This window comes from Streptomyces sp. NPDC085900 (assembly GCF_044540925.1).
Classification (GTDB): Bacteria; Actinomycetota; Actinomycetes; order Streptomycetales; family Streptomycetaceae; genus Streptomyces; species Streptomyces gilvifuscus.
The window spans coordinates 58,932-73,490 of the sequence record NZ_JBITSP010000002.1 but is presented as its reverse complement, the minus strand read 5'-3'; the positions used below and the strand labels follow the sequence as shown (position 1 = coordinate 73,490).

Annotated in this window: 16 protein-coding genes; 9 read left to right on the top strand and 7 right to left on the bottom strand. The window is 72.3% G+C overall.

The window, feature by feature from the left end:
- Nucleotides 1-46: 46 nt before the first annotated feature.
- Nucleotides 47-517, top strand: coding sequence for a winged helix-turn-helix transcriptional regulator (locus ACIGDI_RS05090; protein ID WP_399890686.1), 471 nt, complete (start codon nucleotides 47-49; stop codon nucleotides 515-517).
- A 94-nt stretch (nucleotides 518-611) separates the two neighbouring features.
- On the opposite strand, the gene ACIGDI_RS05085 is transcribed toward ACIGDI_RS05090, so the two are convergent.
- From ACIGDI_RS05085 to ACIGDI_RS05075, 3 genes are read right to left on the bottom strand one after another with little or no spacing between them, the layout of a single operon-like run.
- Nucleotides 612-1,334: a cupin domain-containing protein gene (locus ACIGDI_RS05085; RefSeq protein WP_399890683.1), complete on the bottom strand. Its 723-nt coding sequence runs from the start codon at nucleotides 1,332-1,334 to the stop codon at nucleotides 612-614.
- The gene (locus ACIGDI_RS05080) at nucleotides 1,328-2,254 is read right to left on the bottom strand and encodes a PmoA family protein (RefSeq protein ID WP_399890680.1); all 927 of its coding nucleotides are present in this window, start codon (nucleotides 2,252-2,254) and stop codon (nucleotides 1,328-1,330) included. The genes ACIGDI_RS05085 and ACIGDI_RS05080 overlap by 7 nt, the downstream gene beginning before the upstream one ends.
- Nucleotides 2,251-3,447, bottom strand: a complete 1,197-nt coding sequence (locus ACIGDI_RS05075; protein WP_399890677.1) for a Gfo/Idh/MocA family protein — start codon at nucleotides 3,445-3,447, stop codon at nucleotides 2,251-2,253. Before ACIGDI_RS05075 ends, ACIGDI_RS05080 begins: the two co-directional genes overlap by 4 nt.
- 261 nt (nucleotides 3,448-3,708) lie before the next feature.
- Here ACIGDI_RS05075 and ACIGDI_RS05070 point away from each other — a divergent pair, with 261 nt between their 5' ends.
- The 5 genes from ACIGDI_RS05070 (at nucleotide 3,709) to ACIGDI_RS05050 (ending at nucleotide 7,668) form a co-directional block, all read left to right on the top strand.
- On the top strand, nucleotides 3,709-4,584 hold the full coding sequence (locus tag ACIGDI_RS05070; protein ID WP_399890674.1) for an undecaprenyl-diphosphate phosphatase: 876 nt from the start codon (nucleotides 3,709-3,711) through the stop codon (nucleotides 4,582-4,584).
- A 190-nt stretch (nucleotides 4,585-4,774) separates the two neighbouring features.
- The gene (locus ACIGDI_RS05065; protein ID WP_399890671.1) at nucleotides 4,775-5,236 is read left to right on the top strand and encodes a MarR family winged helix-turn-helix transcriptional regulator; all 462 of its coding nucleotides are present in this window, start codon (nucleotides 4,775-4,777) and stop codon (nucleotides 5,234-5,236) included.
- Between the two features lie 99 nt (nucleotides 5,237-5,335).
- Nucleotides 5,336-6,358 carry an LLM class flavin-dependent oxidoreductase gene (locus ACIGDI_RS05060; protein WP_399890668.1) on the top strand — a complete coding sequence of 341 codons (1,023 nt, stop codon included), beginning with the start codon at nucleotides 5,336-5,338 and terminating at the stop codon, nucleotides 6,356-6,358.
- Nucleotides 6,359-6,595: 237 nt separating this feature from the next.
- A complete protein-coding gene (locus ACIGDI_RS05055) occupies nucleotides 6,596-7,345 on the top strand; it encodes a glucose 1-dehydrogenase (RefSeq protein WP_399890665.1) in 750 nt (249 codons plus the stop codon).
- A 143-nt stretch (nucleotides 7,346-7,488) separates the two neighbouring features.
- On the top strand, nucleotides 7,489-7,668 hold the full coding sequence (locus ACIGDI_RS05050) for a hypothetical protein (protein WP_200703204.1): 180 nt from the start codon (nucleotides 7,489-7,491) through the stop codon (nucleotides 7,666-7,668).
- Between the two features lie 59 nt (nucleotides 7,669-7,727).
- Here ACIGDI_RS05050 and ACIGDI_RS05045 read toward each other — a convergent pair whose 3' ends face one another.
- On the bottom strand, nucleotides 7,728-8,468 hold the full coding sequence (locus tag ACIGDI_RS05045) for an SDR family NAD(P)-dependent oxidoreductase (protein ID WP_200703203.1): 741 nt from the start codon (nucleotides 8,466-8,468) through the stop codon (nucleotides 7,728-7,730).
- Between the two features lie 107 nt (nucleotides 8,469-8,575).
- A complete protein-coding gene (locus ACIGDI_RS05040; protein ID WP_399890661.1) occupies nucleotides 8,576-9,550 on the bottom strand; it encodes an LLM class flavin-dependent oxidoreductase in 975 nt (324 codons plus the stop codon).
- Nucleotides 9,551-9,739: 189 nt separating this feature from the next.
- On the opposite strand from ACIGDI_RS05040, the gene ACIGDI_RS05035 reads away from it, so the two are divergent.
- Both ACIGDI_RS05035 and lnt read left to right on the top strand, forming a co-directional pair.
- Nucleotides 9,740-10,216 carry a nuclear transport factor 2 family protein gene (locus ACIGDI_RS05035; protein ID WP_399890658.1) on the top strand — a complete coding sequence of 159 codons (477 nt, stop codon included), beginning with the start codon at nucleotides 9,740-9,742 and terminating at the stop codon, nucleotides 10,214-10,216.
- A 70-nt stretch (nucleotides 10,217-10,286) separates the two neighbouring features.
- On the top strand, nucleotides 10,287-11,852 hold the full coding sequence (lnt, locus tag ACIGDI_RS05030; RefSeq protein ID WP_399890655.1) for an apolipoprotein N-acyltransferase: 1,566 nt from the start codon (nucleotides 10,287-10,289) through the stop codon (nucleotides 11,850-11,852).
- Here lnt and ACIGDI_RS05025 read toward each other — a convergent pair.
- Both ACIGDI_RS05025 and ACIGDI_RS05020 read right to left on the bottom strand, forming a co-directional pair.
- Nucleotides 11,776-12,681 (bottom strand): Gfo/Idh/MocA family protein, encoded by a 906-nt coding sequence (locus ACIGDI_RS05025; RefSeq protein WP_399890652.1) that lies wholly within the window; start codon nucleotides 12,679-12,681, stop codon nucleotides 11,776-11,778. The genes lnt and ACIGDI_RS05025 overlap by 77 nt on opposite strands.
- A 13-nt stretch (nucleotides 12,682-12,694) precedes the next feature.
- Nucleotides 12,695-13,876 carry an FAD-dependent monooxygenase gene (locus ACIGDI_RS05020; RefSeq protein WP_399890649.1) on the bottom strand — a complete coding sequence of 394 codons (1,182 nt, stop codon included), beginning with the start codon at nucleotides 13,874-13,876 and terminating at the stop codon, nucleotides 12,695-12,697.
- Between the two features lie 95 nt (nucleotides 13,877-13,971).
- Here ACIGDI_RS05020 and ACIGDI_RS05015 point away from each other — a divergent pair, with 95 nt between their 5' ends.
- Nucleotides 13,972-14,559, top strand: a complete 588-nt coding sequence (locus tag ACIGDI_RS05015; RefSeq protein WP_399890646.1) for a TetR/AcrR family transcriptional regulator — start codon at nucleotides 13,972-13,974, stop codon at nucleotides 14,557-14,559.

The window sequence follows — 14,559 nt, the reverse complement described above, 5'->3', positions numbered from 1 at the left end:
ATAACCGGGTGGGTTGGAAAATCAAACCCTCCCCTAGACTGGCGCCATGGCCGCCTCCAAAGACCCGCGCCCCTGCTCCATCGCCGACGCCCTCGCACTGGTCGGCGAGAAGTACTCCCTGCTCGTCCTGCGCGAGGTGTGCCTGGGCAACGGCCGGTTCGACCAGCTGGTGCGCAACATCGGCGCCCCGCGCGACATCCTGGCCACGCGGCTGCGCCGGCTGGTGGACGCCGGAATCCTGACCAAGCGCGTCTACAGCGAACGCCCGCAGCGCTTCGAGTACCGGCCCACACCGGCGGGGCTCGAACTGGAGCCGGTCCTGATGACCCTCAAGGAATGGGGCGACCGCCACCTGCGGGGCGGCGTCGACCTGCCCATGGTGGTCGAGCACACCTGCGGCAACGAGATGGTCCCGGTGGTCACCTGCCGGGCCTGCGGCGAACAGGTCCACCACGAGGACCTGACGGCCCACCCCCAGGCCGAGGGCTGGACGGTGACGGGTCCTACGGCGGCGTGACGCCCCTTGGGCCTCAGGCGGCCGGGCTCACGGCGACATGCCGCCCGTAGGCGTCAGAAAGGTCGGGCTCACGGCGGCGTGCCGCCCGCGGGCGTCAGGCGGGTCCCGAGTACACGTCCAGCCGCCCGCACATCCCGAACTTCCCGTGCGCCGACGGCTGTTCCGCCCGTACGGCGGCCTCGGCGAGGTGGCCTGCGTCGCCCGTCTCGAGGCGGTCCAGCTGCTCCCCCGTGGCGGCCGCGGCCGCATCGGCGCCCCGCCGCCAGCGCTCCCGCCACTCGGCGAGCCGGGGTCGCACCAGTGCCGCGGCGGCGCGGTGGAAGGCGGCCAGCGCCTCGGGGCCGTCCGCGTCGCACAGCGCGCGGTAGCCCTCCAGGGCGAGGTCGCGGCGGGCCCGGGCCGCCCTGGCCTGCTCCTCCTCCGGAGCGTCCGGCGGGATGGCGGTCGCGGCGGCGTACGTGCCGGGGTCGGCCAGATACCGCGGCGGCAGCGTCAGCACCGCGTCGCCCGCCTCCGGAAGGCCGCTGTTCTGCATCAGCACCGTGATGCGCAGGTCCTCCTCGTTGACGAGGCGGTGGATGGTGCCCGGAGTGAACCAGGCGACCGTGCCGGGTACGAGGGGCGTTACCTCGTACCCGGACGTCGTGAGGGTCTGCACCGCGCCGCGCCCACCGGTGACGACGTACGCCTCCGAACACGTCAGGTGCATATGGGGAGTTCCACCGCGGACGCCGTCGGCGGCGGGCCAGTCGTAGACGGCCAGATGCGAGACGGCGACGCCGCTCGGTAGACCGGTGAAGCCCGCGCCGCTCACCACGGGTGCGCCTCCAGGTACTTGGCGATCTCCTCCCGCTCCCAGGCACCGTCGGCCACGACGACCCGGTAGCGGCGGGCCAGCGTGTCCCCGGGGGCGAGTTCCAGCTCGTCGTAGAACGCCCAGGACGGGGCCACGGCGGCGAACGGCTCGTTGCGTACGAACCAGTGGGCGGGGTGGGTGCCGTGGGCGCCGTCGTGATCGTTCTCGGGGGCGTGCGCGAACAGCAGGGTGGCGTGGCCGTCGGCGCCGTCGTGCTCGCCGGAGTAGGCGAGCCAGGGCGCCTGCTCCCCCATCAGGCCCGGGCCCTCGGCGTCGGGGCCGATGATGTGCCCGCCCCTGAAGCCGCGCGGGCCGCGCCAGAACAGGCCGGTGTAGCCCGCCAGTTCGCGGCCGGCGGTGGTGGGGCTGCCGAAGCGCAGCGGCTCGTCACGGTGGTTGGTGACCGCGCTGGACCAGGTCAGCGCCCAGGATCCGGACTCGCGGTCCACGTCGTGGATCTCGATCCGGCGCTCCTCCTCGGCCCACAGCTCGCCGTTGTTCGGGTGCCAGGTCAGCCGCTCCGCGATGACCACGCGGTCGTCGCGCACGGCGACCTCGTCGAAGGCGACGTGCGCCATCGAGCCGACGCGCTCGGGGAGTTCGAGGTAGCCCTCGCCGTGGACGTAGGAGTTGCCGCCCCACAGGTTGGCGCCGGACAGGTGCGAGGCCGTCAGCTGCAGCCCCTTGTGCCAGCGGTGGTCGTTGGGGCGGTAGTCGGTGACGACGTCGCCGGCCAGGGTGCGCAGGGGATGGATGTACGGCTTGGGTGCCTCCCAGGCCGCCTCCGGTGCGTACACGTAGCTGAGCAGCTCGACGCCGGTGACCGGTTCGGTGACCGTGATCCGGTCGCCGTGGGCGTGGACGAGGCGCAGGCCCGTCATGCGGAGACCTCCTCGGCGGCGACGGGAGCGGTGGAGTGGACGGGTGCCCAGCCGGGGGCGTCCCCGTGCATCGCCGTGTAGAACGGGTCGCCGGGCCCGATCTCCCCCGCGCGCACCGTGGTGTCCGTGAACGCCGACTTGTACAGCGCGGCGACGAGTTCCAGGCTGGTCCGCCCGTCGGCCCCGCTGCTGCGCGGACGCCGCCCCGCGCGCATGCTCACGACCAGCTCCCGCAACTGCTCCAGGTGCGAACTGGGCACGTCCGCGCCGAAGTCCCGCCAGGCGTCGGCCTCGTCGCCCGGCACGTCCGGGGCGGGGGTGATGCGCCAGTTCGCGTTGGAGTGGCCGTAGAGGTGGGTGAGCTCGACGGTGGCCCGCTCGCAGTCGATGCGGATGCGGCTGACCTCGTCGGGGCTCAGCACGCTGTTGACGACCGTGGCCATGGCGCCGTTCGCGAAGCGGACCAGGGCGGTGGAGACGTCCTCGGTCTCCACGTCGTGCACCATGCGCCCGGCCATCGCGCGCACCTCGCTCCACGGGCCGAGCAGGTCCAGCAGCAGGTCCATCTGGTGGATGCCGTGTCCCATGGCGGGCCCGCCGCCCTCGGTCGCCCAGCGGCCGCGCCAGGGCACCGCGTAGTAGGCGGCGTCGCGGTACCAGGTGGTCTGGCAGTGCGCGACGAGCGGCCGGCCCATGGCCCGCTCGGCCAGCAGCCGGCGTACGTGCTTCGAGCCCGAGCCGAAGCGGTGCTGGAAGACGATCGAGGCGTACGGCCCGCCGTCCGTGCCCTCCTCGGCCTGTACGGCGTCGAAGTCGGCGAGGGTCGGCACGGGCGGCTTCTCGCACCACACCCAGGCCCCGGCCCGCAGCGCGGCGACGGTCTGGTCGCGGTGCAGCGTGGGCGGGGTGCAGATGCTCACCAGGTCCGGACGCTGCTCGCGCAGCATGCGGTCGAGGTCGGTGTAGGCGTGCGGGATCCCGTTCGCCGCGCAGAACTCCCCCACCGCGGTGGCATCGATGTCAACGGCGGCCACGACCTCCGTCTCGCCCTCCTCGGCGAGCTCGGCCAGGGCAGGCAGGTGGGAGCCGCGCCCGATGGCGCCGATGCCGACGAGGGCGGCCCGGATGCGGCGTCCGGCGAGAGGCGTGGAGGGGGCCGGGGAGGTCCCGGACCGGGGCTCGGACGTGGACATGGACGCGATCAGCACTCCTCCGGGAACGGCGGCCTTGTGAGGAGGACGAGCAGCAAGCGCTTTCTCCTCCCTGCAACGTAAGCTCCGCCCCCGCACAAGGTCAACCACCCGACAGCCAAGGCCCGGCGGGGGCGGTGAAACCCCTGTGACGGTCCCGTCGCCGTCGGACGCTAGGCTGCCCTGCACACCCGTGATCACCACGCCCGGCGGCGTGACGCTTCGTCGCGCCTGCCTCGACGAGCACTTGGACGCCGTAACTTCATGTCTTGGTTTGAATCCCTCATCCTCGGACTCGTCCAGGGGCTGACCGAGTTCCTCCCCGTCTCCTCCAGCGCGCACCTGCGGCTGACGGCGGCCTTCTCCGGCTGGAAGGACCCGGGCGCGGCCTTCACGGCGATCACGCAGATCGGCACGGAGTCCGCGGTGCTGATCTACTTCCGCAGGGACATCGGCCGGATCATCTCGGCGTGGACGCGCTCGCTGTTCAACAGGGAGATGCGCAAGGACCACGACGCCCAGACGGGCTGGCTGGTGATCGTCGGCTCCATACCGATCGGTGTGCTCGGGCTGCTGTTCAAGGACCAGATCGAGGGGCCGTTCCGCGATCTGCGGATCACGGCGACCATGCTGATCGTCGTCGGCGTCGTGATCGGCGTGGCCGACCGGCTGGCGGCGCGGGACGAGACGGGCGGCCGGCACCGCGCGCCCAAGCAGCGCAAGACACTGGAGAACCTGGGCGTGAAGGACGGCCTGGTCTACGGCCTGTGCCAGTCGGCGGCGCTGATCCCGGGCGTCTCCCGCTCCGGCGCCACCATCAGCGGCGGCCTGTTCATGGGCTACAGGCGCGAGGCCGCGGCCCGCTACTCCTTCCTGCTCGCCATCCCCGCGGTGCTGGCCTCCGGTCTGTTCGAGACCAAGGACGCATTGGAGAGCGACCACGTGGCATGGGGCCCGACGCTGTTCGCGACGGTGATCGCCTTCGCGTCCGGGTACGCCGTCATCGCGTGGTTCATGAAGTTCATCTCCACCAAGAGCTTCATGCCGTTCGTCTGGTACCGCATCGCGCTCGGCATCGTGATCATCGGCCTGGTGACGGCGGGCGTCCTGAGCCCGCACGCGGCGGAGTCGGCGGGCTGACCCGGGAGGACGGCACCGGTGAACGCCGGTGCCGTGCCGCCCCCTGAGGGGGCACGGGAAACCGCGCGACCGGCCCCCACGCAGCCGCAGTCGGCGAACGACGGCGGACGGCACTCCGCCCGCCTCACCCCGCCGCGCCTTCCGGCAGGCTGAGGTGATGGAAAGCTCAACCACCTCCTATGGTGGGGCCATGGAGGAAGCACCCCGCTGGCTGAGCCCCGTCGAGGAACGAGCCTGGCGCGGCATGCTGCGCATGCACGACCTGCTGGTCAACCAGGCCGGCCGGACCATGCAGAGCGAGTTCGGGCTGTCCGCCACCGACTACTCCGTGCTCGCCGAACTGACCCGCGCGCCCGGCGACCGACTGCGCGTGCTGGAGCTCGCGAAGGTGCTCGGCTGGGAGAAGAGCCGGGTGTCGCACCACCTCTCACGCATGGTGAAGCGCGGTCTGGTCGCCCGGGAGGAGTGCCTCGACGACGGACGCGGGGCGTACATGATGGTGACTCCGGCCGGCCGGGAAGCACTGGAGGCCGCCGCGCCGAAGCACGTCGAGGACGTCCGGCGTCTCTTTCTGGACCACCTGTCGCCCGGCCAGATCGCGTCGCTGGCGGAGATCACCGACACGGTCATCGAGAAGATCGACATCAACTGAGGTGTGCCTCCGGGACCCTCACCCGGCCCGGCCCGTCGCCGCCACGCCGCCTTCGCGGGACGGACGGAATGAACACGTCCCACGATTGTTGAAAGCGGTATGAAAAAGATCGGGTTCCTGTCGTTCGGACACTGGACGCCGTCACCGCACTCCCGGACGCGCTCCGCGTCGGACTCGCTGCTGCAGGCGATCGACCTCGCGGTCGCCGCGGAGGAGCTGGGCGCGGACGGTGCCTACTTTCGGGTTCACCACTTCGCCAGGCAGCACGCCTCGCCGTTCCCGCTGCTCGCGGCGATCGGCGCGCGCACCAGCCGGATCGAGATCGGCACCGGTGTGATCGACATGCGCTACGAGAACCCCCTGTACATGGCGGAGGACGCGGGCGCGGCCGACCTGATCTCGGGCGGCCGGCTCCAGCTCGGCCTGAGCCGCGGCTCACCGGAGCAGGTCATCGACGGCTGGCGGCACTTCGGCCATCGCCCGCCGGAGGGCGGGACCGACGCCGACCTGGCTCGCGGGCACACCGAGGAACTGCTCAAGGTGCTCACCGGTGAGGGATTCGCGGAGCCCGACCCCTCGCCGATGTTCGCCAACCCGCCGGGCCTGCTACGGATCGAACCGCACTCCGAGGGCCTGCGGGACCGCATCTGGTGGGGCTCCGGTTCGAACGCCACCGCCGTATGGGCGGCCGGGCTCGGGATGAACCTGCAGAGCTCGACTCTCAAGGACGACGAGAGCGGCGAGCCGCTCCACGTGCAGCAGCGCAAGCAGATCGAGGCGTACCACGAGGCATGGCGGGCCGCCGGCCACACCCGCACCCCCAGGGTGTCGGTCAGCCGCAGCATCTTCCCGCTCGTCGACGACATGGACCGGGCGTACTTCGGCCGCGACCGCGACTCGAAGGACCAGATCGGCTACATCGACGCCAACACGCGCAGCATCTTCGGCCGGTCCTACGCCGCCGAGCCGGACGTGCTCGTCAAGCAGCTCGCCGAGGACGAGGCCATCGCGGCCGCCGACACCCTGTTGCTCACGGTGCCGAACCAACTGGGCGTCGAGTACAACGTTCACGTCCTCGACAGCATCCTGAAGCACGTCGCGCCGGAACTCGGCTGGCGCTGACGACCGGAACCACGTACCGGGGCCACTGAAGGCGCCGCCCGGCGAAGCAGCGGCCCACGCGGACGCCGCCGACCGGGGTGGCGCCTTCGCTCGCCCCTTCGCAGCACCGCAGAACGCCGAGATAGGTGACGCTTCACCTTTATAGTTGACACGTCACCTATCTGGTTCTAGGGTCATTGAAAGTTGAACGAATCGGCGACCGGGCAGGTCGTCGGCGCACACATCGGGAGAGACACCATGGGACAGCTGGACGGCAAGACGGTCGTCATCACCGGCGGCACCAGCGGCATCGGACTGGCCACGGCCCGTCGCTTCACGCAGGAAGGCGCCCACGTCTACATCACGGGACGCCGCAAGGAAACCCTCGACCAGGCCGCAGAACTGATCGGCGGCAACGTCACCCCGGTCCAGGCCGACAGCGCGAACCTGGCCGACCTCGATCGGCTCTACGCGACCGTCGCCGACGCCGGACACCGGATCGACGTCCTGTTCGCCAACGCAGGCGGCGGCGAGTTCGCCCCCCTCGACCAGGTCACCGAGGAGCACTACGACAGCACCTTCGACAGCAACGTCAAGGGCACCGTGTTCACCGTCCAGAAGGCGCTTCCCCACCTGGTCGACGGCGCGTCGGTGATCCTCACGGGCTCCGTCGCGGGCGTCTCCGGCGACCCCGCCTTCGGCGTCTACGGCGCCTCCAAGGCCGCCATCCGCTCCTTCTCCCGCACCTGGGCCAACGAACTCAGCGGGCGCGGTATCCGCGTCAACACCATTTCCCCCGGCCCCATCACCACCCCGGGTCTCAACGGCCTCGCCGCGGACGAGGAAGGTGCCGAACAGCTGCGCAAGACCCTCGCCGGCATCGTGCCCCTGGGCCGCCTGGGTCAGCCGGAGGAGGTCGCCTCGCTCGCCCTCTTCCTCGCCACCGACCAGGCCAGCTTCATCACCGGCACCGAGATCTTCGTCGACGGCGGCGCCAAGCAGGTGTAGTCCGGCCGGGCCGGGTTCCCCGCGGATCGGCTGACCCACGAGTCAGTACGTGCGGTGTGATCAAGGAACCCGTGAGCAAAGACATACGGGATCAGTAGCCGTTCGGTAGCGCACTGTCAGTGCTTGCCCCTAGGCTTGTCCCCATGTCCCCCGATTCCGTGACCTCTGGTTCCGTGCGCTCTGCCGCCGAGGTGAACGAGCAGATCCGGGCGCTGTGGATGCGTGCGGGCGGCTCGTTGTCGGCCCAGGAGCGCACGGAGTACGAGCTGTTGGTGGTCGAGTGGGCCGAGGCGATCCGAGGCGACGTCATCGAGGCGGCCTGACGGCGCCGGCACCCCGGCGCCCGCCCGACCGCGCGACGGAGCCCGAACGCCCCGGCCCCTCACCGCCCGCCCGCCACCCGCAGCACCGCCCCCGTCGTGTACGACGCGTCCGGCGACATCAGCCATGCGATGGCCGCCGCGATCTCCTCCGCCCGCCCCGGACGCCGCAGCGGAATGCCCTCCGCCATACGCCAGGCCCGGTCCGGGTCCCCCATCGCCGCGTGCATCTCCGTGTCGACCGCACCCGGCGCGACCGCGTTGACGCGGATGCCGTCCGGTCCGAGCTCCTTGGCCAGGCCCAGGGTGAGCGCGTCGACGGCGGCCTTGGTCGCCGCGTAGTGCACGTACTCGCCGGGGCTGCCGAGCGTGGCCGCGCCCGACGACACGTTCACGATGACACCGGCGCCCCGTGCCGTCATGAGTTGTGCCGCTCGGCGTGAACACAGCAGTGTCCCCAGGAGGTTGACGTCGACAACCCTGCGCAGGGTCGCCGTGTCCGTGTCGGCGAGGCGGCCCAGCAGGCCGGTCACGCCCGCGTTGTTCACCAGCCCCGTCACCGGCCCCAGTTCGCGCTCCGCCGTCTCGAAGAGCCGCTCGACGTCGGCCTCCACGGAGGTGTCCACCCGCACCGCGACCGCGCGAGCGCCCGCCTCGCGCACCCCGTCCGCCACCTTCTCGGCGGCCTCGGCGTCACGGACGTACCCGACGACCACGTCATGCCCCTCGGAGGCGAGCCGCAGACAGGTCGCGGCACCGATTCCCCTGCTGCCCCCGGTGACGACGGTGACGAGACGCTTCATGGGACCTCCCGAACTGGAGCCGAATGATCGATCATCGATCACCCTAGCCGCCCGACGGCCACCGGTCTGTGTCGGCGGGGACGACGGCGGCGAACCCTCCGGGAAACCTACCCCCGGGCGTACTCCTTCACGAGTTCGTACGACCTCAGCCGGTCGGCGAGCGCGTAGACCGGCGTCACCAGCATCAGCTCGTCCGCCCCCGTCGACTCCACCACTTCCGTCAGGCGCTTCACCACGGACGCCGGCGATCCGTGCGCCTGCTGGGAACGGAAGGCCGTCAGCGCCTTCTCCTCCTGCTCGGTGAACGCGTGGGCCGCCGCCTCCTCCGGCGTCGGGAAGGGGACCTCGCTGCGCCCTTGCAGCAGCCCGGCCTTGACGACGTCCATCGGGCCCGCCAGCCGCGCGGCCTCCTCGTCGGTCTCGGCGCACACCGTCTCCACGCAGACCAGCACGCGCGGCCCTGCGCACCAGCGGGACGGGGTGAAGTGCTCGCGGTAGTGGCCGAGCGCTGCCGAGGTGTTGTCGGGGCGGATGTGATGCGCGAAGGCGATCGGCAGTCCCAGTTCGGCGGCGAGCGCGGCACCGGCGGTGCTGGAGGACAGCAGCCAGGGCTCGGGGAGCGGGCCGAGCGCCACCTCCTCCTCCAGGAGGCGCAGGATCGCCGTGACGTCGTCGCGGTACTCCGCGTCCGTGGTCGGGGCCGCTCCCCGGCGCAGGGCCCTGGCCGTGGGCTCGTCGAAGGTGCCCGGGCCGCGACCGATGCCCAGGTCGATGCGGTCCGGGTGCAGTGCGGCGAGCGTCCCGAACTGCTCCGCCAGCATGATCGGGGCGTGGTTCGGCGCGAGCACCCCTCCGGAACCGAGCCTGAGTGACGAGGTCAGGGCGGCTGCGTGGGCAGTCAGGACGACCGGCGGGAACGCCCCGATGGCCGGGGAGTGGTGGTGTTCCGCGTACCAGAGCCGCTCGTAACCGAGGCCTTCCAGGCGCCGGGCGAACTCGGTGGTGTCGCGCAGCGTGTCGACGGCCGGGGCGCCCGACTGGACCATGGCCACCTCGAGCGCGCTGAGCGGGACGGTGATCATTCGGTCAGTATAGGAAGGGCCCGCGCCGGCATCACGCCGGAATCGGTATGCGGGGCAAGGGAGTTGAGGGGTGGTTCGGCCGAGGCCACCCCCGGCGCCACTGCGACCCGCGCGGACCGGGGAGTGGGGAGCGTCGATTGTGGTGCCACGCCCCTTGGCCCGGCCCGCCTCATGCCCAACACTGAGCCGATGACGCAGCGTGTGGAGCTCGCGACCGTATTGGACCGGCTGGCCGTCGACGAGGTGGTCACCGACTACGCGACGGCGGTGGACGACGGCGACTGGGAGGCGTACCGGGGGCTGTTCGCGCCGGACGGGCGCGCCGACTACCGCTCGGCGGGCGGCATCGAGGGCGACGCGGGGAGCGTCGCAGCCTGGCTCGCCGAGAGCATGCTGCTCTTCCCGATGCGGCAGCATCTGATCGTCAACCGCCGGGTACGGTTCGGGACCCTGGAGCAGGACACCGGCGACACGGCCCGGGTGCGGGCCGACTACGTCAACCCGATGCGGCTCGATCCGGACGGCTCCGTGCCCGACTTCGTGTGCGGCGGGCGCTACGCCTTCGCCCTGCTGCGCACGCACGACGGCTGGCGGCTGACAGAGGTCGTCGTCGAGGAGAAGTGGCGGCGGCTGCCGGGGCCGCGGCCCGCGGCCGTGGCCGAATGACCGCGGCAGCTCTGTCCCGGATCACCGAAAACACGCACACTGGAGCCAGAGCTGGGTAGAGAGGGGCCGTATGAAGACCTTGGGTCCTTGGCTCGCCTCTCCGTGGCGCCGCTCGGCCGTCGCCGCGCTGGCCGGCGCTCTGCCCGTGTTCGCTTTCCCCGCGCCGTCGTTGTGGTGGTTCGCGTACGTCGCCCTCGTCCCGTGGATCGTGCTGGTCCGCTCCGCGCCGACCGGGAAACGGGCGGCGTACGACGGCTGGTGCGGCGGGTTCGGCTACATGGTGGCGGTGCACCACTGGCTGCTGCCGAGCCTGAACGTCTTCATCTTCGTCCTGGCGGCGCTGCTGGGCGCGTTGTGGGTGCCGTGGGGCTGGCTGGTACGCCGCTTCCTGGGCGGGGTGCCCGGGCCGGGGCGGGTCCTGGCCGGCCTGCTCGTCGTGCCGTCGGCCTGGCTGATGGTGGAGCTGGTGCGCTCCTGGCAGGGGCTGGGCGGGCCCTGGGGGGTGCTGGGCTCCAGCCAGTGGCAGGTGGGGCCGGCGTTGCGGCTCGCCTCGGTCGGCGGGGTGTGGCTGCTGAGCTTCCTGGTGGTGGCCGTCAACGTGGCCGTCGCCGTGCTGCTGTCGGTGCGTGAGACGCGGGTGCCGGCCGTCGCCGGGATCGTCGCGACGGCCGCGGCGACCTCCGCGGCCTGGGTGTGGTCGCCCCGCCCGGACGTCGACGGCCGGGTGCGGGTCGCCGTGGTGCAGCCCGGTGTCATCGACGGCCCGGACCGGCGTTTCGACCGCGAGGAGCGGCTGACCCGCGAACTCGCCGGACGGGGCCTCGATCTCATCGTCTGGGGCGAGAGCAGCGTCGGCTACGACCTCGGCCACCGGCCCGACCTCGCCCGGCGCATCGCCGCGCTGTCCCGCGAGACGAAGGCCGACATCCTCGTCAACGTCGACGCCCGGCGCTCCGACAGGCCGGGCATCTACAAGAGCTCGGTCCTCGTGGGCCCGGGCGGCCTCACCGGCGACCGCTACGACAAGATGCGGCTGGTGCCGTTCGGCGAGTACATACCGGCCCGGTCGCTGCTCGGCTGGGTCACCTCGGTCGGCAAGGCGGCCGGCGAGGACCGCAGGCGCGGCAGCGAACAGGTCGTGATGAACGTCGGACACGGGCTGCGCGCCGGCCCCATGGTCTGCTTCGAGTCGGCGTTCCCCGACATGAGCCGTCACCTCGCCCAGGACGGCGCCGAGTTGCTGGTCGCGCAGTCGGCGACGTCGTCGTTCCAGCAGAGCTGGGCGCCCGAGCAGCACGCCTCGCTGGCCGCCCTGCGCGCCGCCGAGACCGGCCGCCCCATGGTGCACGCGACGCTGACCGGCGTGTCGGCCGTCTACGGGCCGAGCGGGCAGCGGATCGGCTCGTGGGTGGGCACGGACCGCAGCTCATCGGCGGTGTTCGAGATTCCGCTGGCCCACGGGATCACTCCGTACGTCCGCTACGGCGACTGGCCGGTGCACGGCGCGATCCTGATCCTCGCCGTGTGGTGCGCGACGGAGGGTATGCGGGGGATCCGCCTCAGGCGCCCTGGTCCTCAACCGCACGTACCACCCGCTCGCACAGTTCGTGAGTCGCCAGTGCGTCCCGGGCGCTGAGCACCTTGCCCGCGCGTACCGCGTCGAGGAAGGCCAGGGCGGCCTGCTCGATGCCGCGCTGGCGGGCCACCGGCACCCAGTCCCCGCGCCGCCGCACCGTCGGCTGCCCCTTGTGGTCGATTATCTCGGCGAGGTTGACCACCTGACGCTTGGTGTCCTGGCCGGACACCTCCAGGATCTCCTCCGCCGAGCCGCTGAGCCGGTTCATCACGCCGAGCGCGGTGAAGCCGTCCCCGGCCAGCTGCAGCACGACGTGGTGCAGGAGCCCGTCCTCCACACGCGCGCGTACCGTCACGTCGTCGACGGGCCCAGGCACCAGGAACCGCAGGGTGTCGACGACGTGGATGAAGTCGTCGAGGATCATCGACCGGGGCTCCTCCGGCAGTCCGATCCGGTTCTTCTGCATGAGGATCAGTTCCCGCGGGTGGTCGGCGCACTGCGCGTACCCGGGGGCGAAGCGCCGGTTGAAGCCGACGGCGAGGGACACACCGCGCTCCTCGGCGAGCGCCACCAGCCGTTCGGAGTCGGCGAGTTCGTAGGCGAGAGGCTTGTCGACGTAGGTCGGCACGCCCGCCTGGAGCAGCCGCGTGACGATCTCGGGGTGCGCGAGCGTGGGCGCGTGCACGAAGGCGGCGTCGAGGTTCTGCGCGAGGAGGGAGTCGAGGTCGCGGTGGCGGCGGTCGGCCGGAAGGTGGAGGCTGTCGGCCACCCGGTCGAGCGTGGCGGGGGTACGGGTCTGAAGGTGCAGCTCGACCCCGGCCAGGGCGCCGAGCACCGGAAGATAGGCCTTCTGCGCGATGTCGCCGAGTCCGATGCAGCCGACCTTCACGGGGTGTGCTCCTCTAACGGTTGCCTGCCGTGGTCCTGCCGGAAGCATACGGCGGGCGCGGCGGCCGCCAGTCGGCGATCGAGGCGAAGCCCCGCAGCAGGAGGCCGGGTACGGCTCGCGAGAGTGCGGCGATGGCGGTGTCACGGGCGGCCGTCCGGGCGCGGCCGGTCGCCATGCTGAAGCGGGCCGCCCGGACCGCCTGCCGGGTGATGGCCGTCGTACGGGGAAGGCGGGCCACCGTGTACGCGGCGAGCGCGTCGGCGTGGTGCGCCAGCACGATGGCGTCCTCGATGGCCTGGTTGCCGCCCTGGCCGAGCGTCGGTGGCATGGGGTGCGCGGCGTCGCCGAGCAGGGCGACCCGGCCGCGGTGGAAGGCGGGCAGCGGTGTGGCGAGGTGGTGGACGTCATGGCGCAGGACGTCCTCGGGGCGGGTGGCGGCGATGACGGCGGGGATCGGGTCGTGCCAGTCGCCGAAGCGCCGCAGCAGTTCGGCCCGCTCGTCGGGCGCCCGCTCACCTGCCGGGGAGACGGCCGCGGCGTAGGCGTACACCCGGCCGTCCTTGAGCGGGTGCGTGCCCCAGAGGCACCCCCTTCCCCAGGTCTCGTGGGAGGCGAACTCGACGCCGGGGACCGGTACGACCATCCGCCAGGTGGTGAAGCCGGAGAAGACGGGACCGGGGTGCTCCGGGAAGAGTCGCCCGCGTACGGCGGAGTGGATGCCGTCCGCCGCGACGACCAGGTCGGCCACCAGCTCGCCGTCGGGTGTGCGCACCCGGGCCGGGCGGTCGGCGTCGCCCGGATCGGCGAGGGTCGCGGTGGCGGCCGTGCGGACGGTGCCCGGCGGGAGCCTCGCGGCCAGGCTGTTGACCAGCGTGGCCCGGTGCAGCAGCACAAGGGGGCCGCCGAAGCGCTGCGCGGCGGCCTCCGCGCTGGTGCGGGAGAGCCAGCGGCCGGCCGGGGCGCGCAGTCCGCCGTCGCCCTGCCAGGCGGCGAGTTCGCGGATCTCGTCGCCCAGGCCGATGACGTCCAGGGCGCGCAGGGCGTTGGGGGCGAGCGAGATGGCGGCGCCGACCGGTTCCAGTGAGCCGGCCCGCTCCAGCACGGTGACCTCCATGCCGCGCCGGTGCAGTGCGGCCGCCGCGGTCAGGCCGCCTATGCCGCCGCCGATGACGACGGCTCGTTCCGGCAGAGCCATGACTCCTCCTGACGCCGGTCTCTGCTCACTACAGATGTAGTGACGCCTTGCCTCGAATGTACTACAGGCGTAGTGACCCGGGTAGGTTGAGCTCCATGTCCGAACGCACCGCCTCCCGCGCCGACCTCGTCGCCGACGCCGCTCTCGCCCTGCTCGCCGAACGCGGGATGCGCGGCCTCACCCACCGGGCGGTCGACGAGGCGGCCGGGCTCCCCCAGGGGTCCACGTCCAATGTCGCCCGGACCCGGCAGGCTCTGCTGGAGCTCACGGTGCGGCGGCTGGCCGACCGGGAGGCGCGGGTGCTGGCGTTGCACGAACTGCCGGATCCCCGGGCCGGGGCGGCCGCGACGGCCGACGCCCTCGCCCTCGCCACGCACCGGGCCCTGACCCGCAACCGCGAGCTCACCCTCGCTCGCTACGAACTCGCCCTGGAGGCCACCCGCCGCCCCGAACTGCGCGTCCATTTCGACGCGGCCGGCGCCCGCTTCCGCGACCTGCTCACGGCACTGGTGACGGACCTGGGTTCGACGGACCCGGCCCGGCACGCGCTGTCGCTGGCGGCCTGGGCGGACGGGCTGATGTTCTCCTGCGTGGCGGGGTCGTTCAACGCCGAGGCGCCGAGCCTGCGGCAGGTGCGGGCGGGGCTGCGGGAACTGCTGGACGGCATGCTGGGCGTCCGATGA